The organism is Pseudomonas sp. efr-133-TYG-23 (genome assembly GCF_030209215.1).
GTDB lineage: Bacteria > Pseudomonadota > Gammaproteobacteria > Pseudomonadales > Pseudomonadaceae > Aquipseudomonas > Aquipseudomonas rhodesiae.
Genome location: NZ_JARVSL010000030.1, coordinates 33,178 through 56,624, shown reverse-complemented (window position 1 = coordinate 56,624; position 23,447 = coordinate 33,178). Strand labels below are relative to the sequence as shown.

22 protein-coding genes and 1 tRNA gene are annotated in these 23,447 nt (G+C 59.1%); 8 read left to right on the top strand and 15 right to left on the bottom strand.

From position 1 onward, the window contains the following. Positions 1-43: 43 nt before the first annotated feature. A complete protein-coding gene (locus QRN41_RS20625) occupies positions 44-1,375 on the bottom strand; it encodes a dicarboxylate/amino acid:cation symporter (protein ID WP_034099901.1) in 1,332 nt (443 codons plus the stop codon). A 340-nt stretch (positions 1,376-1,715) separates the two neighbouring features. Between QRN41_RS20625 and QRN41_RS20620 the strand changes: the two genes are divergently transcribed. After that, on the top strand, positions 1,716-2,714 hold the full coding sequence (locus QRN41_RS20620; protein ID WP_285422071.1) for an AraC family transcriptional regulator: 999 nt from the start codon (positions 1,716-1,718) through the stop codon (positions 2,712-2,714). A gap of 100 nt (positions 2,715-2,814) precedes the next feature. Here the strand turns inward: QRN41_RS20620 and QRN41_RS20615 are convergent, their stop codons facing one another. From QRN41_RS20615 to QRN41_RS20605, 3 genes are read right to left on the bottom strand one after another with little or no spacing between them, the layout of a single operon-like run. Then, positions 2,815-4,161, bottom strand: a complete 1,347-nt coding sequence (locus QRN41_RS20615; protein WP_034139034.1) for an ATP-binding protein — start codon at positions 4,159-4,161, stop codon at positions 2,815-2,817. After that, positions 4,158-4,835: a response regulator gene (locus QRN41_RS20610; protein ID WP_285422070.1), complete on the bottom strand. Its 678-nt coding sequence runs from the start codon at positions 4,833-4,835 to the stop codon at positions 4,158-4,160. The genes QRN41_RS20615 and QRN41_RS20610 overlap by 4 nt, the downstream gene beginning before the upstream one ends. Before the next feature lie 18 nt (positions 4,836-4,853). Further along, entirely contained in the window at positions 4,854-5,162 is a 309-nt protein-coding gene (locus QRN41_RS20605) for a hypothetical protein (RefSeq protein WP_167418096.1), read from the bottom strand. Positions 5,163-5,297: 135 nt separating this feature from the next. Between QRN41_RS20605 and QRN41_RS20600 the strand changes: the two genes are divergently transcribed. Next, positions 5,298-6,023 carry a 4'-phosphopantetheinyl transferase family protein gene (locus QRN41_RS20600; RefSeq protein WP_167418097.1) on the top strand — a complete coding sequence of 242 codons (726 nt, stop codon included), beginning with the start codon at positions 5,298-5,300 and terminating at the stop codon, positions 6,021-6,023. On the opposite strand, the gene QRN41_RS20595 is transcribed toward QRN41_RS20600, so the two are convergent. Further along, positions 6,024-7,640 (bottom strand): ATP-binding protein, encoded by a 1,617-nt coding sequence (locus QRN41_RS20595; RefSeq protein ID WP_123478781.1) that lies wholly within the window; start codon positions 7,638-7,640, stop codon positions 6,024-6,026. It abuts the gene before it with no gap. Continuing rightward, a complete protein-coding gene (locus QRN41_RS20590) occupies positions 7,637-8,362 on the bottom strand; it encodes a response regulator (RefSeq protein ID WP_034114870.1) in 726 nt (241 codons plus the stop codon). The genes QRN41_RS20595 and QRN41_RS20590 overlap by 4 nt, the downstream gene beginning before the upstream one ends. 790 nt (positions 8,363-9,152) lie before the next feature. Here QRN41_RS20590 and QRN41_RS20585 point away from each other — a divergent pair. Beyond that, positions 9,153-12,047: a ribonucleoside-diphosphate reductase subunit alpha gene (locus QRN41_RS20585; protein WP_034099909.1), complete on the top strand. Its 2,895-nt coding sequence runs from the start codon at positions 9,153-9,155 to the stop codon at positions 12,045-12,047. A 90-nt stretch (positions 12,048-12,137) separates the two neighbouring features. Here QRN41_RS20585 and QRN41_RS20580 read toward each other — a convergent pair whose 3' ends face one another. The 7 genes from QRN41_RS20580 to QRN41_RS20550 form a co-directional block, all read right to left on the bottom strand. Continuing rightward, complete coding sequence (locus tag QRN41_RS20580; protein ID WP_285422069.1) at positions 12,138-13,238, bottom strand: hypothetical protein; 1,101 nt, start codon at positions 13,236-13,238, stop codon at positions 12,138-12,140. Between the two features lie 142 nt (positions 13,239-13,380). Continuing rightward, the gene (gene flgE, locus QRN41_RS20575; RefSeq protein WP_123478780.1) at positions 13,381-14,691 is read right to left on the bottom strand and encodes a flagellar hook protein FlgE; all 1,311 of its coding nucleotides are present in this window, start codon (positions 14,689-14,691) and stop codon (positions 13,381-13,383) included. Positions 14,692-14,722: 31 nt separating this feature from the next. Beyond that, complete coding sequence (flgD, locus tag QRN41_RS20570; RefSeq protein WP_034139038.1) at positions 14,723-15,448, bottom strand: flagellar hook assembly protein FlgD; 726 nt, start codon at positions 15,446-15,448, stop codon at positions 14,723-14,725. Positions 15,449-15,463: 15 nt separating this feature from the next. Further along, complete coding sequence (gene flgC / locus QRN41_RS20565; RefSeq protein WP_024076985.1) at positions 15,464-15,907, bottom strand: flagellar basal body rod protein FlgC; 444 nt, start codon at positions 15,905-15,907, stop codon at positions 15,464-15,466. Between the two features lie 3 nt (positions 15,908-15,910). Further along, a complete protein-coding gene (gene flgB, locus QRN41_RS20560; protein WP_003175633.1) occupies positions 15,911-16,318 on the bottom strand; it encodes a flagellar basal body rod protein FlgB in 408 nt (135 codons plus the stop codon). Positions 16,319-16,614: 296 nt separating this feature from the next. Beyond that, positions 16,615-17,442, bottom strand: a complete 828-nt coding sequence (cheR, locus tag QRN41_RS20555; RefSeq protein ID WP_034099912.1) for a protein-glutamate O-methyltransferase CheR — start codon at positions 17,440-17,442, stop codon at positions 16,615-16,617. Positions 17,443-17,483: 41 nt separating this feature from the next. Beyond that, on the bottom strand, positions 17,484-18,416 hold the full coding sequence (locus QRN41_RS20550) for a chemotaxis protein CheV (RefSeq protein WP_034139040.1): 933 nt from the start codon (positions 18,414-18,416) through the stop codon (positions 17,484-17,486). An 81-nt stretch (positions 18,417-18,497) separates the two neighbouring features. Here QRN41_RS20550 and flgA point away from each other — a divergent pair, with 81 nt between their 5' ends. The 4 genes from flgA to QRN41_RS20530 all read left to right on the top strand — a co-directional run bounded on the left by flgA (position 18,498) and on the right by QRN41_RS20530 (position 21,078). Further along, positions 18,498-19,253, top strand: a complete 756-nt coding sequence (gene flgA, locus QRN41_RS20545; protein ID WP_034139041.1) for a flagellar basal body P-ring formation chaperone FlgA — start codon at positions 18,498-18,500, stop codon at positions 19,251-19,253. Positions 19,254-19,393: 140 nt separating this feature from the next. After that, positions 19,394-19,714: a flagellar biosynthesis anti-sigma factor FlgM gene (gene flgM / locus QRN41_RS20540; protein WP_034139042.1), complete on the top strand. Its 321-nt coding sequence runs from the start codon at positions 19,394-19,396 to the stop codon at positions 19,712-19,714. A 48-nt stretch (positions 19,715-19,762) separates the two neighbouring features. Then, positions 19,763-20,233, top strand: coding sequence for a flagella synthesis protein FlgN (locus QRN41_RS20535; RefSeq protein WP_034139043.1), 471 nt, complete (start codon positions 19,763-19,765; stop codon positions 20,231-20,233). A 95-nt stretch (positions 20,234-20,328) separates the two neighbouring features. After that, a complete protein-coding gene (locus QRN41_RS20530) occupies positions 20,329-21,078 on the top strand; it encodes a flagellar brake protein (protein WP_034099917.1) in 750 nt (249 codons plus the stop codon). 59 nt (positions 21,079-21,137) lie between these two features. On the opposite strand, the gene QRN41_RS20525 is transcribed toward QRN41_RS20530, so the two are convergent. Both QRN41_RS20525 and QRN41_RS20520 read right to left on the bottom strand, forming a co-directional pair. Next, positions 21,138-22,529, bottom strand: a complete 1,392-nt coding sequence (locus QRN41_RS20525; protein ID WP_123478777.1) for an MFS transporter — start codon at positions 22,527-22,529, stop codon at positions 21,138-21,140. Between the two features lie 285 nt (positions 22,530-22,814). Then, positions 22,815-22,891 (bottom strand) — tRNA-Arg (locus tag QRN41_RS20520). A 324-nt stretch (positions 22,892-23,215) separates the two neighbouring features. Here QRN41_RS20520 and QRN41_RS20515 point away from each other — a divergent pair. Continuing rightward, the gene (locus QRN41_RS20515; protein WP_034139045.1) at positions 23,216-23,446 is read left to right on the top strand and encodes a hypothetical protein; all 231 of its coding nucleotides are present in this window, start codon (positions 23,216-23,218) and stop codon (positions 23,444-23,446) included. Position 23,447 lies beyond the last annotated feature (1 nt).

Genomic DNA, 23,447 nt, shown 5'->3' with positions numbered 1-23,447 from the left:
CGTTTGCGCAGAGCTGGGGGCGTCAGTTCACGCCATCAGCGGCTTACTTGACCACCGGTGCAGGACCTTCGGCCACACCCAGGTCATCGAGTTCACGGGTTTCGGAAATACCGGTCCCGCCCGATGCCAGTTCGCTGTGCAGCTTGTCGGTATCCAGTTCCTTCACCCACTTGGCCACAACGATGGTGGCAACGGCGTTACCCACCAGGTTGGTCAGCGCACGGGCTTCGGACATGAAACGGTCGATACCCAGAATCAGCGCCAGACCGGCAACTGGCAGGTGGCCAACCGCCGACAGGGTTGCAGCCAGTACGATGAAACCACTACCCGTCACGCCCGCAGCACCTTTGGAGGACAGCAGCAGCACCAGCAGCAGGGTGATCTGGTGGGTGATGTCCATATGGGTGTCGGTCGCCTGAGCGATAAACACGGCCGCCATGGTCAGGTAGATGGAGGTACCGTCGAGGTTGAAGGAGTAGCCGGTCGGGATCACCAGACCTACTACGGATTTCTTCGCCCCCAGGCGCTCCATCTTGATCAGCATGCGTGGCAGCGCGGATTCGGAGGAGGATGTACCCAGAACGATCAGCAGCTCTTCACGAATGTAGCGGATCAATTTCAGCACGCTGAAACCGTGAGCGCGGCAGATGGCGCCCAGCACCAGGACCACAAACAGCACGCAGGTGATGTAGAAGCAGATCATCAACTGGCCCAGTTGCACCAGGGAACCCACGCCGTAGGCACCGATGGTGAACGCCATGGCGCCCAGGGCACCAATCGGCGCCAGCTTCATGATCATATTGATGATGTTGAACATCACGTGAGCGAAGCGATCGATAAAGTCCAGCACCGGCTTGCCGTAAGCGCCCAGGCGGTGCAGGGCAAAGCCGAAGATCACCGAGAACATCAGCACTTGCAGAATGTCGCCGTTGGCAAAGGCGCCGACGATGGTGTTCGGGATCACATTAAGAATAAAGCCGACAATGCTCTGGTCTTTACCGGCGGTGACGTAAGCAGCCACTTTGGACGCGTCCAGGGTCGACACGTCGATGTGCATGCCGGCGCCCGGTTGCACGACGTTAACGACGACCAGGCCGATCAGCAGGGCAATGGTGGAGACGATTTCGAAGTAGAGCAGCGCATAGCCACCGGTTTTGCCCACCGACTTCATGTTCTGCATGCCGGCGATGCCGCTGACAACGGTACAGAAGATGATCGGGGCGATGACCATTTTGATCAGTTTGATGAACCCGTCACCCAATGGCTTGAGGGCCACGCCGGTCTGCGGGTAGAAGTGACCGAGCAAAATACCGATAACGATTGCAACGATCACCTGGAAATACAGGGATTTGTAGAGTGGCTGACGAGTCGTCATTGCAAAATTCCTCAATCGTCCCGTGTGGCAAATATCCGCCATTGCCCACGACACTTGAATTGCGAACCCTCCTGCACTGGAGGGATTTGTTGTTTGCGAGGGCTGTGAGATAAGTCCTGCGCTGTCTTACCTATCGCAAACGTCGTGCCACTTTGTGCAAATCCGCTTTATGCCTTAAGACAGCGGGCCCGGCGCCTACAAGCGGCCCCTCCCAGTGGACGAGCACATGGCGGATTTCCGCCGTACCGACCGATAGCACCCTGCAATTTGGCGGATATCCGCCTTGTCGCTCCCACTCGGTGGTGGCTACCATCGGCCATTCTATGGATGAGGGCCCCCCATGCGCGAACGTACCATCGCCAGCCACTTTGCCCGCGCAGCCCTGGGCGGTGCGCGGCGGGTCGGTTATGACTATTCGGCCCTGCTGCAGCAGGTGGGCATTGCCCGGGAGCTGTTGAGCGAACCACGCGCACGCATCGCACCGGAACAATTTACCCGACTGTTGCAATTGCTCTGGCTGGCGCTGGACGACGAATACCTGGGGTTTGCTGAAGGCCCCAGCAAACGCGGCACCTTCGCCATGATGTGCCACGCGCTGATCCACTGCCGTACCTTGGAGAAGGCTCTGGAACGCGGCTTGTTGTTTTATAGCCTGTTCCCACAGGGGCCCCGCTGGCAGCTGACGCGTGAAGGGGAAATGGCGCACTTAAGCCTGGACCACACCCAACTCTGGGACCCGGACCACTTCCTCAGTGAATGCCTGCTGGTGATCTGGCATCGGCTGGGCAGTTGGCTGATCGGCCAGCGCATTCGACTGCACCAGGCCACCTTCGCCTACCCGAAACCGGCCCACGCCAGCGAATATGATCTGCTGTTCCCGTGCCCTCAGGTATTCGGTGCACCGAACAGCAGCCTGGTGTTTCCGGTGCGCTATTTGAGCCTGCCACTGCTGCAGGACGAGCGTACCCTCAAACATTTCCTCGAACGCTCCCCCGCCGACCTGCTCTCACGCCCGGACGAAGGCGACAGCCTGAGCAGCCAGCTGCGCCGGCTGCTGAGCCGCGACCGCACGCCTTGGCCGGACCTTGAAGCGGTCGCCCAGCACCTGCACATCAGCCCGCAGACCCTGCGCCGACACCTGCGCGAAGAAGGCACCAGTTTCCAGGCACTCAAGGATGAACTGCGGCGAGACATCGCCATTTTTCACTTGGGACGGGCGGACTTGTCATTGCAGGAAATTGCCGAACAGTTGGGTTTCTCCGAACCCTCGGCGTTTCATCGGGCGTTCAAGAAGTGGACGGGGCTGACGCCGGGCGCCTATCGCGAGCAGGAGAGTTAGAGAGGGTGGTGTTGGTGCGTCTCATCGGGAGCAAGCTCCCTCCCCCATTTGTACGGGTTCACGCATGAAAAATGCGAACGAGCGATCCAGCCACAACTGATTACACGGCCGGAAAGTGAATCCTGAACGCCGCGCCGCCCAGGGGTGAATCGTCCAAGGTCAACCGCGCGCCGTAACTTTCGATGATGTCCTTGACCACCGCCAGGCCGATGCCCTGGCCCGGGTGCTGGCGGTCCAGGCGCTCGCCACGTTGCAGGATGCGCGCACGTTGGTCCGGCGGCACACCGGGGCCGTCATCTTCGATGCACAACTCGGTGCCGTCCTCGCTTTCCACCAGGCTGACGCGCACCTGGCTCAGGCACAGGCGGTAGGCGTTTTCCAGCAAGTTGCCAAGCAATTCAAGCAAGGCGCCCTTCTCGATGGGTACGTCACATTCATCCGGCAACTGGAAGGACACCGTCACTGCTTTGTCGCGGTACACCTTGCCCAGGGTATCGCAAAGGCTTTGCACTACCGGCTCCAGGCGCACCTGATGGCGCACCAGGCCGCTTTTACGCAGGCTGGCGCGTTGCAACTGGTAGCTGATCTGTTGGCTCATGCGCTCGATCTGTGTTTGCAGCACTCTGGCCTGGTCGCGGTCCGCAGGGCGTTGAGCCATGTCTTCGCTCACGCCCTGCAAGACCGCCAGCGGGGTTTTCAAGCTATGGGCCAGGTCGTCGAGGGAGTCGCGGTAACGCGCCCGCTGTTCGCGCTCGCTGTGCAACAAGCGGTTGAGCGAGCCCGTCAGGCGCAGCAGCTCGCGGGGGTGCTGCTCGGACAAACTCTCGCGGGTGCCGCCTTCAATCTGATCCAGTTCCTGGCTCAACCGCCGTAGCGCCTGCAAGCCCCAGGTCAGGCCCAGCCACAACAGAGTCAATAGCACCAGCAATGCCGCGCCGAAGCCCAGATAGAGGTTTTCGCGCAGGCCTTCGAGGGTCAGCTGGTATTCGCGCACCGGTTGCAGGGCCACAATGCTGAACGCCGCGCTCTTGCCACCGAGCAGCTTGACCTCGACGTCATACACGAAGAATTCCTGGCCGTTGTCTTCGCGAATCCGCGCAAACTCATTGCCGCGTCCGTCATAGCGCGGTTTGTAGTTGATGTTTTCTTCGCGGGTCGCGCGCGAGCGCCATACCAAATGGCCTTCGCGGTCGTAGATGTACCCCAGCAGCCGACTGTCGGCGAGGTTGAAGCGCTCATCGGGCAATTGCGCAGGCATCAACAAGTGGTTGTTTTCCACCCGCGCGGCGGAGATCAGCGTGGTGACGTCCGACGCCAGGCGCTGCTCAATGGAATCCTGCAACGCCAGGCTGAAGGCGCCTTGCATCGCCGGCAACAAACCGAGCATAAACAGCACGGCCAGGGTGGCGGCCGCCAGCATCAAGCGCACACGTAGCGAGCGAATCAACGGCAGCGCTCATTGAACAGGTAGCCCAGGCCACGCACGGTGTCGATGGGCTTGAACCCGGCCGGGCCTTCCAATTTGCGGCGCAGGCGGCCGACCAGCACTTCGATGACATTCGGGTCGCGCTCGTCGTCGTCCGGGTACAACTGCTCCATCAAACGATCCTTGGCCACCACTTGCTGGTGATGGCGCATCAGGTATTCGAGAATGCGGTATTCGTAGGCGGTCAGCGCCAGGGGTTGCTCGTCGAGGGAGGCTTGCTTGCGGTTGATATCCAGCAGCAACGGCCCGGCAACGATGGTGGACTGGGTAAATCCGCTGGAGCGGCGCAACAAGGCATTCATCCGCGCTTCCAGCTCTTCGAACTGGAAGGGTTTTACCACGTAGTCGTCGGCGCCGGCGGCCAGGCCTTCGACCTTGTCCTGCCAGTTGCCGCGCGCGGTGAGGATCAGGATCGGGAACGTCTTGCCCTTGGCGCGCAACTGGCGAATCAGGTCCAGGCCGCCCATGCCGGGCAGGCCCAGGTCGATGATGGCCAGGTCGTGATTGAACTGGCCGGTCTGGTACGAGGCTTCCTCGGCGTTGGCCACAGCCTCGACCACATGGCCACTGTCGGTCAGGCGGGTAAACAGGTGATGGCGCAGCAGCGCCTCATCTTCCACCACCAGCAATTTCATAAGGCTCTCCAAAGCAAATCAACTGTCCGACTGGGTGACATCATAGCGGCCCTGCAGGTCTTGCGGGCGCAGTTTAATGCCATTGAATTGGCCGGTCAGGCGCGCATAACCGACGCGGTAGGCTGGCTGCGCGGCGGTAGCGCCCAAGGGCTGGCCCCAGGGCGAGGCCTGGCTGCTGACCTCTTCGAAGTTCACACGATGGATCAGGCTACTGGGCTTCCTGGTTTTCTCCCTGCCGAATTCGGCGAAAGCGCCCTCGGATGCCTGGGCGCCAGCGGTGGCACTCAGCAAGGTCAAGGCCAGCATCAGCTTTTTGATCGCAGTCATGGTGTTACCTCATACGCGTTTGGCTGTAGAACCAGACTACGCAAGCGCCCCTGAACTCCCCCTGAACAGGCTCTGAACCCAACCTGAACCGGCGCGGGCTATCCTGTGGCGCGGCAACTGGGCAAAATAGCGCCCATGAATCCTCTACCCGCTTGCTGCACCCCACTTGACGCCCGCTGGCCGTTACCCGAACGCTTGCCGGGCACGGTATTCCTCAGCACCCGCTTCGATCCTGCGTCACTGGTAGCGGATGATTTCCAACGTTGCGCCGTGCCGCCGCCGGCCAGTATCCAGCGTTCGGTCGCCAAGCGTCAGGCGGAGTTCCTCGCCGGCCGCGTGTGCGCCCGCGCCGCGCTGCATCAGCTCGGTCACCGCGACTGCATACCGGCCATTGGCGAAGACCGCGCGCCGGTATGGCCCGCGTCTATCAGCGGCTCCATCACCCACAGCACCGGCCACGCCGCCGCGATTGTTGGGCACAAGGCGCAATGGCGCGGCCTGGGGATGGACTTGGAAAACCTGCTGAGCCTGGAGCGAGCACAACGCCTGGCCGCGGAAATCCTGACCGCCGATGAGTTGCAACGCATGGCCGCCCTGGCGCCAGAGCAGGTCGCCCTGCTGGTGACCCTGACGTTTTCCATCAAGGAGAGCCTGTTCAAGGCGCTCTATCCGATTGTGCAGAAGCGCTTTTACTTTGAGCACGCCGAGTTACTGGAATGGTCCGACACCGGCCAGGTGCGCCTGCGGTTGCTGACGGACCTGTCCCATGAGTGGTGCCAGGGCAAAGAGTTGCAGGGGCAGTTTGCGCTCGACGATGGTCAGCTCTTGAGCGTCGTCGCGGTATCCAATCAGCCCCATTGATCAATCTGCCGGTTTTTCTTGGCTCCGCGGCCAGCTCAGGCTGAAACACGCCCCGCCCAGGTTATTGCTCTTACCGATCAACGCCCGCCCGCCGTGCCAATAAATGATGCGTCGCACGATAGACAGGCCCAGACCATGGCCTCCCGAGGCGCGGGTGCGGCTGTCGTCCAGGCGCAGAAACGGCGTGAAGATACGCTCCCAGGCACTTTCCGGCACGCCGGGGCCGTCATCCTCCACGTCGATGCGGCAACGTACCTGGCCCACTTGATAACTGATCAACACCTGCCCCTGGGCATGACGCATGGCATTGGACACCAGGTTCTGCAACGCGCGATGCAGATAGCGCGGCTCGGCATCGACCCAGGCGTCGTCCCAATGCGCAGACGACAGGCAAATGCCACGACTGACGGTGATCTGCGGGCGCAGTGGCGACAATTCGCCGATCACCTGATCGAGCAACGCATTGAGGTCCACCCGCTGGAAATTCAGCGCCGGCGAGCCTTGCTCCAGGCGTGCGTAGGTGAGCATTTCGTCCACCAGTCCATCCAGATCCTGGATATCGCTGTCCATACCGTCCAGGTACTTGCGTCGCGCTTCTGGCGTGGCGGCATCGCCCAGCATCTCCAGGCCAAAGCGCAGGCGCGCCACTGGCGTGCGCAGTTCATGGGACACCGCACGCACCAGTTCGCGCTGGATCGCCAGCAATTGCTGCAAGTGCTCGGCCATGCCATTGAACGCCGCCGCCAGGCGCCCCACCGAGTCCGCGCCACGGGCCGGTACGCGCACTTGCAGATTGCCCTTGGCGATACGGGTAGCCGCCGCTTCCAGCCCTTTGAGCCGACGCTCCAACTGACGGACTAATAAATAGACGATTAAGCCGATCAGGGTCAGGCCGATCAACGCAATCAGGATCAGCCATTGCGCCGGGTACGGGTTCATTTGATACAACGGGCCGATTTCCAGCACCCAAGGCGTGCCGACCATACCGGCGAACACCCGGATCGAATCGCCGCCCTTGCCCAGAGCCATCACCGTGTCGCCCTCGGACACGCGTCGACGCTGATCGTCGTCCATGTCGGCCTGGTCGAGGGTCATCAAATGCATGTCGAAGCCGAAACCCTTGGCCTCTTTGATATCCGCCAGCCGCTGCGGCTGCTCGGCCTCGGGATAGCGCACCAACTCATCGGCCAGTAAATAAATAGTCGCGCGGGCCAATTGCTCGCTGATCTGCTGCACTTCGCCGGTCAGCACCAGTTGTTCCTGCTCGCTGACCAGGCGCACCACCCGCGCCGCGTGGGGGCCGGTCTGTTCCACCAGAACCTGGCCGCGTTGCAGGCGCGTGCGCTGGCTGAGGTCCAGGCGGGCTTCGGCGAGGGTGCGCAACTCCAGAGGAATACCCAGCAGACGCTCCCATACCGCCAGGGCGCGTTGGCGTTCGATGGTGCTCATGGGCTGCAGGTTGTCGCCCATCAAGGCAAATGTGCCGTGGGCCAAGCGTTCACGATACTGACCACTGCGCACCTCATTAAGCAGGTGCAGCGCCAGCACGCCAAGCAACGCCACCAGGATCAGCGCGGCGCACATGCCGCCGTAGATGCGTAGGAAGATTGAGTTCACAGCGGCATGTCGGCGGCGGCTTCGGGGACGAATAGGTAGCCTTTACTACGGATGGTCTTGATCAGGCGTGGGTGGATCGGGTCGTCGCCGATTTTCGGGCGAATCCGCGAGATGCGCACATCGATGGAGCGATCCTGGCCGTCATAGCCGACGCCACGCAGGGCAATGAAGATTTCTTCGCGGGACAGGATGCGCCCGGCGTTGGCCACCAGTAGCCACAGCAGGTCGAACTCAGCGCTGGTCAGCTCGATACCGGTGTCATGTAGCCAGGCTTCGCGCAGGGCGTTGTCCACCACCAGCGGGCCGAACTGCAGGCGCCGTTGCAGCTCCACCGTCGCCGGTTCTGCCGGCTCGCTGCGGCGCAACAGCGCTTGGATACGCGCCAACAACAAGCGCGGACGCACGGGTTTGCACACATAATCGTCGGCGCCCAGGTCGAGGCCGAGCACTTGGTCCATGTCGTCGGTGCGCGCGGTGAGCATCAGGATCACGCCGTCATAGCGTTCGCGCACTTTGCGGCAGATGCTCAGGCCGTCTTCGCCAGGCAGCATCAAGTCGAGGATCACCAGGTCCGGTTGCTCGTCGATGATGCGCTCGGCCGCCAGCGCTCCATTGCCTTCCACCGCAACCCTCAGACCGTTGCTTTGCAGGTAATCACGGGTCAACTCGGCCAATCGCTCATCGTCTTCGACGATCAGGATTTGCCAGGCGTCATGCTCCATCCGCTACCTCGGTTGTATTTATTGTTGGAGAAGCCCAAGGGGCCCGCGTCTGTCGGTGCAAGATGCCAGGGCGATCGCCAAGCTCGTGCGCAGGCAAGCGCACTCCTACAGCTGTCATCTGGCCAGGGCAAACTACCGCCGATTGTAGCCATGGGCCAGCCTTCAAACACAAGCCAGGAAATCCATTCGGTGATCATCTTTTTTTGTGGTAGGGTTCGCGCCCTCAAAAATCCAACCGGCGGTTTTTCTCCTGGAATATTCAGTGACAAACGGCTGAATCCAGCAGTACTGCGGCCTACACGGGCGTTCCACGTTTCATACACATTTTACCCACAGCGTTATCCACAGGTCTTGCGTTGCTAAGCCCTCCAAAACGCATTATCTTGTAGCTCGGCGCTAAAAAAACCCTACATGTAGGGTTTTAAGCGAAACCACCAAACACAGATCAGACAAGAAACTCAAGTCATTTCTTGCTCCCGTTTGGTTGAACCAAAGCATTTTTTGAAAGCCCAAACCGCGCACGCGGATGGCGACCGTTTTCAAGCTTCAACAGCGCAAAACGGTATGGGTGTTGCAGTGCTTGAATCCAGCAACTGTCACCTACCAGGAATACGGCCAAGGGCATTGAGCCCCGAACCGAAGACTTCGGCATGGAAGCGGCGCGAATAGCCCCCTTCCTACTGTCCCGAAGTTGTTATGCCAGGCCCAGGCCTGCTGTAAGTGCTTCAGGACGGAACGGTGGGCACCGTGATGGTGCCCAAATAAATATAGAATGTGGAGACACCCCCCCATGCAAACCGACACAACTCGCGAGAACCCGCAGGGCTCCGTGCCGCAGGCCGCCGATTCGACTATGGATCTGTCCGCCACTGCACCTGGCCAACTGCGCGTGATCAAGCGTAACGGCACTGTCGTTCCTTACACCGATGACAAAATCACCGTCGCCATCACCAAAGCGTTTCTTGCAGTTGAAGGCGGCACCGCTGCCGCCTCGTCGCGTATCCACGACACCGTTGCCCGCCTGACCGAACAAGTCACCGCGACCTTCAAGCGTCGCATGCCTTCGGGCGGCACCATCCACATCGAAGAAATCCAGGACCAGGTCGAACTGGCCCTGATGCGTGCCGGCGAACAGAAAGTCGCCCGCGACTACGTGATCTACCGCGATTCGCGCGCCAAGGAACGTGCCGTGCGCACTCCCGCCGAAGAAGCAGCGGTACAAGCGCACCCGTCGATCCGCATCACCCTGGCCGACGGCAGCTTTGCGCCGCTGGACCTCGGCCGCCTGAACACCATCATCACCGAGGCCTGCGAAGGCCTGGAAGAAGTCGACGGCGACCTGATCCAACGCGAAACCCTGAAGAACCTGTACGACGGCGTGGCCCTGACCGACGTCAACACCGCACTGGTGATGACTGCCCGCACCCTGGTTGAACGCGAGCCGAACTACTCGTTCGTAACCGCGCGCCTGCTGATGGACACCCTGCGTGCCGAAGGCCTGGGCTTCCTGAAAGTCGCCGAAAGCGCCACCCACCATGAAATGGCCGACCTGTACGCCAAGGCCCTGCCTGCGTACATCGCCAAGGGTATCGAATTCGAATTGCTGAACCCGGTCCTGGCCACCTTCGATCTGGAAAAGCTCGGCAAGGCCATCAACCACGAGCGTGACCAGCAGTTCACCTACCTGGGTCTGCAAACCCTGTACGACCGTTACTTCATCCACAAGGACGGTATCCGCTTCGAACTGCCGCAAGTGTTCTTTATGCGCGTGGCCATGGGCCTGGCGATCGAAGAGAAGCACAAAGAAGACCGCGCCATCGAGTTCTACAACTTGCTGTCGTCCTTCGACTACATGTCCTCGACACCGACGCTGTTCAACGCCGGCACCCTGCGCCCACAGCTGTCCAGCTGCTACCTGACCACAGTGCCGGACGACCTGTCGGGCATCTACCATGCGATCCACGACAACGCCATGTTGTCCAAATTCGCCGGTGGCCTGGGCAACGACTGGACGCCGGTGCGTGCACTGGGCTCCTACATCAAGGGCACCAACGGCAAGTCCCAGGGCGTAGTTCCGTTCCTGAAAGTGGTGAACGACACCGCCGTCGCGGTTAACCAGGGTGGCAAGCGCAAAGGCGCTGTGTGTGCTTACCTGGAAACCTGGCACATGGACATCGAAGAGTTCATCGAGCTGCGCAAGAACACCGGTGACGACCGTCGTCGTACCCACGACATGAACACCGCCAACTGGATCCCTGACCTGTTCATGAAGCGCGTCTTCGATGACGGCAAGTGGACCCTGTTCTCGCCCTCCGAAGTACCGGACCTGCACGACCTGACCGGCAAGGCCTTCGAAGAGCGCTACGAGTACTACGAAGCCCTCACCGAGTACCCAGGCAAGGTCAAGCTGTTCAAGACCATCCAGGCCAAAGACCTGTGGCGCAAGATGCTGTCCATGCTGTTCGAAACCGGCCACCCATGGCTGACCTTCAAGGATCCGTGCAACCTGCGCAGCCCGCAGCAGCACGTGGGCGTGGTCCACAGCTCCAACCTGTGCACCGAGATCACCTTGAACACCAACAAGGACGAGATCGCCGTTTGCAACCTGGGCTCGATCAATCTGCCGAACCACATCGTCAACGGCAAGTTGGACACCGCCAAGCTGGAACGCACCGTCAACACCGCCGTACGCATGCTCGATAACGTGATCGACATCAACTACTACTCGGTGCCACAGGCGCAGAACTCCAACTTCAAGCACCGCCCAGTGGGCCTGGGGATCATGGGCTTCCAGGACGCGTTGTACCTGCAGCACATTCCTTACGGTTCGGACGCTGCGGTCGAGTTCGCCGACAAGTCCATGGAAGCGGTCAGCTACTACGCGATCCAGGCTTCCTGCGACCTGGCCGACGAGCGCGGCGCCTACGAGACGTTCCAGGGTTCGCTGTGGTCCAAGGGCATCCTGCCGCTGGACTCGCAACAGATCCTGATCGAAGCCCGTGGCCAGAAGTACATCGACGTTGACCTGAACGAAACCCTGGACTGGGCGCCGGTACGTGCCCGTGTGCAGAAAGGTATTCGTAACTCCAACATCATGGCCATCGCACCGACCGCCACCATCGCCAACATCACCGGCGTGTCGCAGTCGATCGAACCGACTTACCAGAACCTGTATGTGAAATCGAACCTGTCGGGCGAATTCACCGTGATCAACCCGTACCTGGTTCGCGACCTGAAAGCCCGCGGCCTGTGGGACTCGGTGATGATCAACGACCTGAAGTACTACGACGGTTCCGTGCAGCAGATCGAGCGCATCCCGCAAGAACTCAAAGAGCTCTACGCGACCGCGTTCGAAGTGGACACCAAGTGGATCGTTGACGCCGCCAGCCGTCGTCAGAAGTGGATCGACCAGGCGCAGTCCCTGAACCTGTACATCGCCGGCGCTTCGGGCAAGAAGTTGGACGTGACCTACCGCATGGCTTGGTACCGTGGCCTGAAAACCACCTATTACCTCCGCGCACTGGCCGCGACCAGCACCGAGAAGTCGACCATCAACACCGGTAAGCTGAACGCCGTTTCCAGCGGCAACCACGGTGATGATTCGGTACTCGCCGCCCCGGCCGGCCCAGCGCCAGTGCCAAAGGCCTGTGCTATCGACGAGCCGGATTGCGAAGCTTGCCAGTAAGCTGAGCGCATGACTAAAAAGCCCGTCATCCCTTTGGATTGACGGGCTTTTTGTTTTTACAGCGCCACGAATCCTGAACGGTCTTTGCCATTATTTGAATGCATACGCCTCGCCACCATTCTGAGGCTGGCCGCCTCGTCCGCCCCATAGCTCCACATGTCCGCCAATGGATGCCATCGCATGGCCGCCATAAGCCACGACGCCAAGCACGCCGCTCGCAAGCTCAGAACTTGAAGATTGTCGGTACAAACCTTTCAACCCCAGGCGATCAAGTCCCTCGGAGAGCATTTCACCGTCATTCAAACTGACCAACGCATCTGCGAAGCTTCTGCGTGCATTAGCGTCATTACCAAATCCCCATCCCTGATTGCCCTCCATATGAGCCCGCTTTGCACTGGCTGCATATAAGAAGTTGGCATCAGTCATCATGCCCGCATCATCGCCCATGAACCGAGCCTGCTGTGCTGCCTGCCGCAGTTCGCTCTTGCTTAGATGGAGCTGGAACCCATCTCGCATCTGTATATCCCAACCGTCGCCATTGGCTGTCACGTCCCTGAAAATATCGGTGGGTTTCTGCCCAAACTTCATCATTGCAGCCTTTATTGCAGCCACTGTGGTGCAGTTCCCATCAGGACCTTGCTTGAAACCGCTCCAGATATTGCCGGCCTCTGTAGACATGCCAGGTTTTTGCCCCGGATTGCTTTTGTCGATTTTATAATCAGTGTACTTGGCGCCTTCAGTAAACGGCTTGTTGGTCATAGCCTGCACGGGACCGAAGTCCGTAGGGTTGACCCTGCCACCACCACCACCACCACCACCACCACCAGGTGATGGCTGCGGAGAAGGAGAAGGCTCATCAGGGAACAAATCCGGAAACAGCATCTTCAAAAGATCCAGCCACCGTCTCGGCCATTCTTCCTTGAGTTGCTCAAGGATTTTTTTGAACTCCTCGTCGCCAAGCGCTTTGCGCTTCTCATTAAGCTTGTCGCGTAGCTCCCGGACGGTCTGGCTCTTGCCGGTAATTTGCGCGTCGTCAAGCTCCTTGAGCAGTGTTGCGACGGCGCTCTTATTTGCGCTCACGTCATCATTAATATTGACTGTCGCGCCTTTTTCGCTCAAATAAAGCGGTGCCGCTCCAGCAGCAAAATGCGCTCCGGTCCCGACAAGACCCACCTGCCACTGATTTCCCATCGTCCTCCCCCAACCAAAATCACACACTCAACGGCTTGCCGCTTTCTGGGTGGTATTGGGGGTGTAGGGCGTTCCAGATGATATTGATTAAAAAAAACCCCTCGATGGAGGGGCTTTAAGTCAAACGCATAACGCCATGGCATCAGGTCATCTGAATGATGGTCTGCATAATGGTGCTCTGGGTCGAGATGGTCTTGGCGTTCGCCTGGTAGTTGCTCTGGGCCTTGATCAGGTCCACCAGTTCGTTGGTCAGGTTGACGTTGGAGTTCTCCAGCGAGTTGGCCACGATCGAACCCAAGGTACCGGACTGCGGAGTGTCGTAACCCGGTTGGCCCGAAGCAAAGGTCTCACGCCAGGAAGTGCCGCCCGAAGGCTGCAGACCCTGTTCATTATTGAAGCTGGCCAGAGAGATTTGGCCGATGGCCTTGCTCTGCTGGTTGCTGAACGTGGCGAACAGTACCCCGTTGCCGTCAATTTTCAGGCCGGTGATCTGGCCAGTCGCATAACCGTCAGTCACCGGTGGGTTACGGTAAGTGGCGGAGTTGTACTGCGTGATGTTGGCCATGTTAACGGCGATACCGCCCGGGTTGGCATCCGCACCGTTTGCCGTCCACACGCCATTGGTCACGGTGCCTGGCACCCACCCAGTAATGGTCAGTGTCGTGCTGGAAACAGTGCCGGTGAGAATACCGGTGAGCTTGCCCGCGCCATCAAAGCTCAGGGTCGACGGTACAGGCGGCGTGGAAGGTGTGCCGGTAGGCGCCGAACCGTTCGGGTTGCGGCCGTCGATCAAAGTGTAGGCGTTCCACTTGTTGCCGTCGGTTTTCACCAGGTACTGCACCATCGGGTGCGCATTACCCTGGGCGTCATACAACGTGGTGCTGTACTGGGTGGTGAAGGTGCTGGTATCGCTCGGATTGAACGGCTTGAGCGTCTGGTCGATCACCGGCTCAGAGGAGTTCAGGTTACTGGTGGAGTCCACTTTGGTGGATGCTTTCGGCGGCAGATTCGACAGGTTCAGTTGCAAGTCGGTCAGGCCGCCCTTGATGATCTTGCCGTCTTCATCCGCTGCGTAACCCTGCAGACGCGAGGTGCCGGTGTTGTTGGTGATGTAGCCGTCCTTGTCGGCACGGAAAGCACCGGAACGGGTGTACTCCAGGGAGCCGTCGCTGCCCTTCTGCACGAAGAAGCCGCCGCCTTGGATAGCCATATCCAGGATACCGCCGCTGCCGTTGACGTCACCTTGGGTGAACTGCTGGGACACCGCCGCCAGGTTCACACCGTTACCGATGCTGTTCTGGCCGGTGCCCAGCTTGGAGGCGGCGTAGATATCGGCGAATTCCGCACGAGAGGATTTGAAGCCAGTGGTCGCGACGTTGGCGATGTTGTTGCCCGTCACGTCCAGTTGTTTGTTGGCCGCATAGAGGCCGCTAAGGCCGATGTTAAAAGACATGTTTCTCTCCTTCTGCCGTATTTAGCCGGCTCTATGTACCGATAGTCTGAATTTGCGACAGCTTGACGCTGCCCATGCCGCCCGCCAGGTTCAGCAGCATTTCGCCGCCGGTCTTGCTCAGCGTCACGCTGGTCACCGTTGCCGGCAGCGAAGTCGCCAGGGCCACCGAGTCGCCCTTGTCGTTCTTGGTCGTGGCCGCGAAGGTATAAGTACCCGCTGCCGCCACCTCACCTTTGTCGTTCTTGCCGTCCCAGATAAAGTCGGACGTGCCGGCGCTTTGGGCGCCCATGTCGATGGTGCGGACCACGTTGCCGTCCTTGTCGGAGATCTTGATGGAGACGTTGCCCGTCGCCGCCGTCACCGCCACCGAACCGGTCATGCTTTTACTGGTATCGACCAGCGCCTTGTCGGTCTGGGTAATGATCGAGCGTCCCACCAGCGAGGAAGCCTGCAGCGCCTGGGAGGAACTGAAGTTGCTGGAAATCGCATTCACCGAGTCATTCAGGGTATTGATGCCTTCCAGGCTACTGAACTGCGCCAGTTGAGCGACGAACGCACCGTTGTCCTGAGGCGACAGCGGGTTCTGGTTTTTCAGTTGGGTAACCAGCAACTGCAAGAATGCATCCTTGCCCAGCGACTGGCTGCCGGTCGCGGCCTTGGAAGCATCGGCTAAATTAGTGTTGTCCGACGCCGTCTTGACCTTCGAGTTGAAAAGGTCTTGAACCGCCGTGTTATTAGACGTATCGACAATGGCCATGGTTGGCGCCCCTTATCACTGACCCAGGGTCAGGACCTTCTGCATCATGGTTTTGGCGGTGTTCATCATTTCCGCGTTGGTCTGGAACGAGCGGCTGGCCGAAATCATGTCCGCCATTTCCTCGACCACATTGACGTTCGGGTAGTACACGTAGCCTTTTTCGTTCGCCGCCGGATGGTTGGGCTCGTAACGGGCTTCGAGGTTGCTTTGATCCTCGACTACGCCGAGTACCTGCACACCCTGGCCCGCGGCGTCCTGGTTCTGGAACAGCGAATCGCTGCCACCGCTCTGGCCGCCCTGGAACATGGTGGCGAACACCGGGTGGCGGGCGCGGTAGGTTTGGTCAATGCTCGAAGACACGGTCTCGGCGTTGGCGATGTTACTGGCGACGGTGTTCAAGCGCGTGGTCTGCGCGCTCATGCCACTGCCGGCAATATTGAAAACACTGGACAGGGACATGGCTTACTCTCCACGCAGGGCTGACATCAGCCCTTTGAATTTACTGTTGAGCAGGGTAAAGCTGGCCTGGAAGTTCACCGAGTTCTCGGCATAGGCCGATTGCTCCAACTGCGCGTCGACGGTGTTTTGGTCGATGGACGGCTGCATCGGCGTGCGATAAAGCAGCGACTCGTCACCACTGCTCAGACCTTGTGCTTCGATATGACGGCTGTTGGTCATATTCAAGGCAAAGGTGCCGTTTTTGGTCTTGTCCTGCTGTGCAGCGAGCACGGCGGAGAAGTCCAGATCCCGAGCCTTGTAGTTCGGGGTATCGGCGTTGGCAATGTTGTTGGCCAGGACTTCGGCACGCTGGGCGCGGAAGCCCAAGGCTTGTTCGTGGATACCGAGCGCTTTATCGAAGCTGATGCTCATGGCGGAGACCTTTAGGCTGACCTGCTGTTCGTTAACAGAGGTATAGCAAGGTGCATGCCAATTTTTTCAAGCCCCTTATATCAAGGACTTAAGCCGACATTGCCGGCGGCAATGCCAGAAAAGCGGCAAGCGGCTTCCGCTTGGCGCCAGTAAAGCGGCAATGGGGGATTGCCGCAAAACTAAAAGTGGGAGGAGGCTTGCCTCCCATAGCGGCGTATCAAGTCATGGACAGGTGACTGATCCAACGCTATCGGGGGGCAAGCCCCCTCCCACATTTTTGACTGCACAGGCCTTGTTTACTTGGCCTGGTAGATGATGCCCGGGCTGCACTGCACCATCTGGTAGTGATCCGGCAGGCCGTTGAGCGCCTCAGACGCACCGAGGAACAAGTAGCCGCCACGCTTGAGCGTGCCATGGATACGCAACAGGATGTCTTTCTTCACCTCGGCCGAAAAGTAAATCAGCACGTTGCGGCAGAACACCATGTCGAACTTGCCCAGGCTGGCGTAACTGTCGAGCAGGTTGAACGAGCGAAACTCCACTCGGCTCTTGATCGGCGCTTTCACCGCCCAGCGGCCCGCGCCTTTGGAGTCGAAGTAACGTTGCAAACGCTCCTGGGACAAACCGCGCCCCAGCGCCAGGGTGTCGTATTCGCCGGTCTTGCAGTTATTCAACATGGTCCCGGACAAGTCTGTGGCGACAATCTGCGCTCCAGCCTTCAACTGGCCCATGTTGGTTCGCTCGAACTCGTCGATAGCCATGGAAATCGAGTACGGCTCCTGCCCCGAAGAACAGGCCGCCGACCAGATGCGCAAGCGCTGTCCGGGACTGGCCTTGATGGCCTCCGGCAGCACCTTGCTTTTAAGCACTTCAAACGGATACGTATCGCGAAACCACAGGGTTTCGTTGGTGGTCATGGCATCGACCACCATCTCCTTGAGCCCACTGCGCGGCTGACTCTGGATCCGCTGAACCAACTCGCCCAGGGACTTGATGCCCTGCTGCTCCATCAGCTTGTTGAGACGGCTGGATACCAGGTACTGCTTGTTCTCACCGAGCAATATGCCACAGGCTTTTTCCAGGAAGACCCGGAACTGTTCAAAATCCAAATTACCTGTCGACACTGATACCGCCTCTAAAATCGTATGATCGCCAAGAATAAACCTTAGCCGTGATCTGCTGCTTTGATCCGGTCGACGACTCGGGATGCGAGGTCATCAGGACGGAATTTGGCCAGGAAATCATCCGCCCCGACCTTTTTGACCATGGCCTGGTTGAATACACCCGACAACGAAGTATGCAGCACGATATGCAATTTTTGCATACGCGGGTCGCTGCGTATCTCGGCTGTGAGAGTGTAGCCGTCCATTTCCGGCATCTCGATATCCGAGATCATCATCAGGAATTCTTCTTCCGGCTTCTTGCCCTCATCCACCAGTTTGCGCAGGTAATCCAGCGCCTGGCGGCCATCGTTGAGCGCTACCACTTCCACGCCGACAGTTTGCAGGCAACGGGTCACCTGCTTACGGGCCACGGAAGAGTCATCCACCGTCAGCACACGCAGGGACACCGCTTTGTGCGCCGTCTCGGCATCGACCACGCCCACCGAAATCGTCTCGGAGGTAGGGGCCACTTCGGCGAGGATCTTCTCCACATCGATAATTTCCACCAACTGGTTATCGACCCGCGTCACCGCCGTAAGGTAGTGATCGCGGCCGGTGCCCTTGGGTGGCGGATGGATCTCTTCCCAGTTCATGTTGACGATGCGCTCCACCGAGCGCACCAGGAAACCCTGGGTCTTGGTGTTGTACTCGGTGATGATCACGAACGGACTTTCACGGTCCTGAAGACCGGACGAGCCTGTCGCCAGAGCCAGATCAAGAATCGGGATGGTCGCACCGCGAATATTGGCAACGCCACATACCACTGGACTGGATTTGGGCATGATCGTCAGCTTGGGACATTGCAGCACTTCCCGCACTTTGAACACATTGATGCCATACAGCTGCCCGCCGTCGAGGCGAAAAAGCAACAACTCCAGGCGATTCTGCCCTACCAGCTGTGTGCGCTGGTTTACTGAATCCATTACACCTGCCATGCCCAGACTCCTACGCTAAAACCTTCGGGGGTACGACGCGCACCCGACACTAAACGGCACGAGCTTTGCTATTTGTTGGCTATGGATATGAAAACGACAGTTTCCCGACACCCCCGCCACCGCAGATTGCTCAGCGTCTCGATGGCATTGCTGGCTTTCTGCCTGGGCACCACGGCCCGCGCAGAGAACGTCACCTTGCCTGATCTCCTTATCGGCGTCACTCAAGGCTTTCTTGAGTTCACTGTAGAAGATTATCTGGCAACTACACAGACGCTGGGGCGTTATGAAATCCAAGTCAACCAGTTGGACCCTCGCCTGCGCATGCCTATGTGCGACAAGGAATTGACAGCCACCCTGGAAAGCCCCGCCCAGCCCATCGGCCGTGTGACGGTAAGGGTCCGATGCGACGGCGCTTCGCCCTGGACTGTTTTTGTGCCGGCGCAGGTCAAGCTGTTCCGCGATGTGGTGGTGGTCGCGCGACCGCTCAAGCGCACCGCCATCATCGCGTTTGAGGATGTCGCCTTACGCGAGCGCGACATCAGCCAGATCAATCAGGGGTATTTGACAAGCCTCGACCAGGCCATCGGGCAGAAATTAACCCGACCAGTGGTCACCGATCAGGTGCTGACTCTTGTCCATCTGGAACAGGCCGAGGTGATTCGCAAGGGCGACCAGGTGGTGATCTCCGCCAGCAGCGGCGCCTTGAACGTGAAAATGCCCGGTGAAGCACTGTCCAACGGCGGCATGAGCGAGCAGATCCGGGTTAAGAACCTCAATTCAAACCGTGTAATCAAAGCGCGCGTGACCGCCCCAGGACAAGTCGAGGTGGCTTTATAGATCGCTGGTAGAGGACGCTGGGTTTTCCTACACTGTGCACGAGAAGTCCCGTGTGGAGATTTATTGTCATTCGCGCCTAAAGTTTATCCGGGTATGGCCGAAAACATGGCAAGCGTCCAAATACCCAGAGGTTTTTTATCATGGTCATTGATTTCAGTCGTTTAAATAACTCCCCGGCAACGTCTGGTACTGCACGCACCACGGGTGCCAAAGAAAGTGCGGAAACCAAGGCCCCAGTGCCTGCCAAGACGGAACAAACCAGCGCCAGCCAGAGCGGGGAATCGGTACACCTGAGCAATGAGGCTCAACAGTTGCAGAAGGTCACTGACTCGCTGCGCGATCAACCGGTTGTCAATAAAGCCCGCGTGGCCGAGTTGAAACAGGCAATCGCTGATGGCAGCTATAAAGTCGACAGCAACCGTGTAGCCAGCAAGCTGCTTAACTTCGAAGCCGAGCGCTAGGCAAAGGCCTGCGCCGGGCTTTTGGACGCTTAAAACCCAAGGCCAGCCATGCATCACGACGAAACCCTGCTTCAACTGATCATCGATGATCTAGCGCCGACGCAACAATTGCTCGAGCTGCTGAAAGAAGAATCCTTGGCCCTCTATGGCCGGGACATGCCACTGCTGGAGGAAATCCTCGCACGTAAGCAGTCGCTGATCGTCCTGCTGGAACAGCACGGCAAGAAACGCAGCCAGATCCTGATCAGCCTGGGCTTGCCCGCAGACCATGACGGCCTGGCCCAACTGGCCAGCCACTCTTCGGTCGGCGACCAACTGCTGAGTCAGAGCAAAGCACTCAATCAGTTGCTTACCCAATGCCAGGAAGCCAACCAACTCAATGGTCAGTCGATCCAGCTTCAGCAAGCTACGACGGCCAACCAGTTGCGTATACTCCACGGCGGCGAGCCACCGGCGTTGTATAACGCGCAAGGCTCTACCTCTCGCTTGGTCAAACCCAGCACCCGTAGCCAAGCCTGATACCGGTTTACCGCGCGCCCTATCCAAGGCGCGCTACATGCTGGCAAAATGCCGGTTCTTGCGTGTAGTCGTATTTGTCTGGAGATGGAAGAACCGTGTTCAACGCTCTTAATGCGGAAGATGCTCCGCAGCCCCCCAAGGTCCTCACCACGCCTCTGGAAATCGCCGGCAACTTGCGAATGCTGCAAGAAAGCCATGACCCGCTGATCATTACGTTTCACGAGCGCAGCCAGCGTTTCCAGAGTTATCTGGTGGATGTCGATCGGGACAGTAACACGCTGGTCATGGACGAAATGATCCCCCGCGACGGTGAGCGCTATCTTGAAAATGGCGAGCCGTTCCGCATCGAAGGTTTCCACGATGGCGTGCGCGTTGCGTGGGAAAGCAACGGTGGCATGACCATCAGCGAAAAGAATGGTCACCGCATCTACACCGGCAGCATGCCCAACGAAGTTGTCTATCACCAACGTCGGAATGCCTTTCGTGCCGCCCTGAAGCTGGCACAGTTGGTGAACATCGAGCTGGGTGGTGAAAAGCTCAAGGCGCCGATCAACGGCAAGCTGTTGGATATTTCCGCCACCGGCTGCAAATTGCGCTTCGAGGGAGACATCACTGAGCGCCTGCAACTGGGCCAGGTCTATGATCGATTTATCGCCGCCCTGCCCTTCGGCAGCATGACCACCTCGGTCGAACTGCGCTACCTGCACTTCGAAGAGAAGATCAACACCACCTTCGCCGGCGTACGCTTCCATAATATGAGCGGGCTGGTGCAGCGACAGGTCGAGCGTTTCGTTTACCAGTTGCAGCGCGAAGCACGTCGTTTCGACAAAGACGACGACTTTTAAGCGCAACAGGTCGCAATAAAAAACGGGCAGACCCTCAGGGGTCTGCCCGTTTTTCGTTATTAGGGACGCGCCCCACTCAAGCCGTTGGGATGCTCGTCGGAGTCCGGCTGTTCGGCAGGCGCCTCGGCACTTGGCTCCTCGACCGGTGGCGGCTGCGTTGGCTGCGGCGGCTCGACTTCGGGCTCAGGGCTCGTTTGCATCTGATCCTGCACCACTTGCTCATCCACCCGCGGATCGAGCGCCGCGACCAGCGGCGAACTGGACATACTGTCAGGCATCGCGACGTGATGCAAAGGCGCGTCGTCCACCTGATGCAGATTGGTGACCGCCTTGGGCCTAATCCGCCACACCAGGATCAGCGCGCACAAGGTGAAAAACGCGTACAGCATCTGACTGCCGAACAACTTCATCACCACACCCGCCAACAAAGGCCCGACACTGGCGCCGACGCCATAGGTAACCAACAGCATGGCCGTCAAAGATACCCGGCGGTCACCTTCGACATGGTCGTTGGAAAACGCCACCGCCAGCGGGTACAGGCAAAACTGCACCAACGAGCACAGGAATCCGGCGATGAACAGTACCTCCAGCGGCACCTGAGTGAGAATCGCCAACGGCAATGACGCCACCGCCAGGCAAAGCGCGAAGCAACGAATCAGCAGCGCGCGATCATAACGATCCGACAGCCAGCCCAACGGCCACTGCACCACCAACCCGGCAAAGATGCAGCTACCCATGAACAAGCCGACCTGCTCGGTCGTCAACCCCTGCTGGGAGGCATACAGCGGCGCCAAACCGTAGAAGGAGCCGACGATCAGCCCCGCGCCCAACACTGTACTCAGCGACTGCGGCACGCGCTTGATAAAGAAGCGCGGCTCCATCGGAGCCGGCCGCAAAGGCGCCGGGTGAATGCGCCGAGTCATGGCAACCGGTACCAGACAGAGCGCAAAGCACAACGCGACCAGCATCAACAGTTCCAGGCCGAGCTGGGGATGCATTACCAGAATCAACTGACCCAGTACCAGGCCCAGATAAGAGGCGATCATATAGCCACTGAACACCACACCCCGCTGCTTGGCGTCAGCCTGTTCGTTGAGCCAGCTTTCAATGACCATGTACTGGCACATCATGCCCAGCCCCACGATCACCCGCAGCACGATCCAGGCTGGCAACCAATCGACCAGGCCATGGCCCAACACCGCCGCACCGACAATCCCGGCACAGGTGGCATAGGCGCGGATATGCCCCACTCGGGCAATCAGGCGGTGCCCAATCTTGCCGCCCAGCACCAGACCAAAATAGTTGGCGGCCATCAGCGCACCGACCCACAGGCTGTCAACGTTATCAGCCGCCAGGCGCAGAGCCAGGTAAGTGCTGAGCAAGCCAGAGCCGATCAGCATCATCAAGGAGGCGAAATAAAGGGCTCGAAAAGATTTCCAGATCTGTCGCATCGGCGTTCCGAGCGGCTCCTTGCAGTGAGAAACAGGGCTATCGGCATGATAGTCCTGGGTGGCCGGTTCCGGACAGGCGGTAAGGCAGTTTCCGGGGATAAATTTGTACAAAACAATTGGCTACAGCTCAGACGCAGCTCAGTGGCGCTCGAGATACACCGTTGTCACGAATACACGACAGTCCCTGCTGTGAACCTCGATTGCCGCCAAGGTTCGACCGGCTCTGGAAAAGTTCGAGCACGCACAAAAAAGCCCCGCCGGATATTCCGTACGGGGCTTTGAATATGGCGTCCCAGGGCCGGTTCGAACGGCCAACCTTCCCCTTAGGAGGGGGATGCTCTATCCAATTGAGCTACTGGGACTAATGACAGCCATCAAGCCATGGCGGCGATGGACGGCGTGCATGTTAACGGCGGAGGTGAGTTTTGTCATGTCGTCCTTAGGCTTTTTGCCCGTAAGCCGATCCTGACTACAGCGATTTCGGTTTCGCCCCGTAAACACAGGCACTTGGCCTAAGTCGTGCAAAATGCACTCCCGCAAACTGGTCGCGTTGCAAATTGCAACCTCAAAAGCAGTATAAACACCTACAAGCCATTGATTTTATTGAAATAATGGTTTGGCACGACACCTGCAATATTGTTCTTATACCCCACCACTCAGCCAGGCGGTAAACGGAGAACATGCCCATGAACAGCGCCCTTCTGTTAGCTCTCAATTCTGTCGCCCTGGCTGCACTGGTGATGTTTCACTTTCAATCGTCGAATGCGCAAGATCCGGCACAGATCAGCCAAAACGCTGTTCCACACCACCTGCAGCAACGCCCGCAGCTGGCGGTGATGACGCCAACCGCACAATCTCCCGTACGCCTGACCCAGGGCTCCCAGCCCGCCCCTGCAGCCGAACACTGGGTTTTCTGAG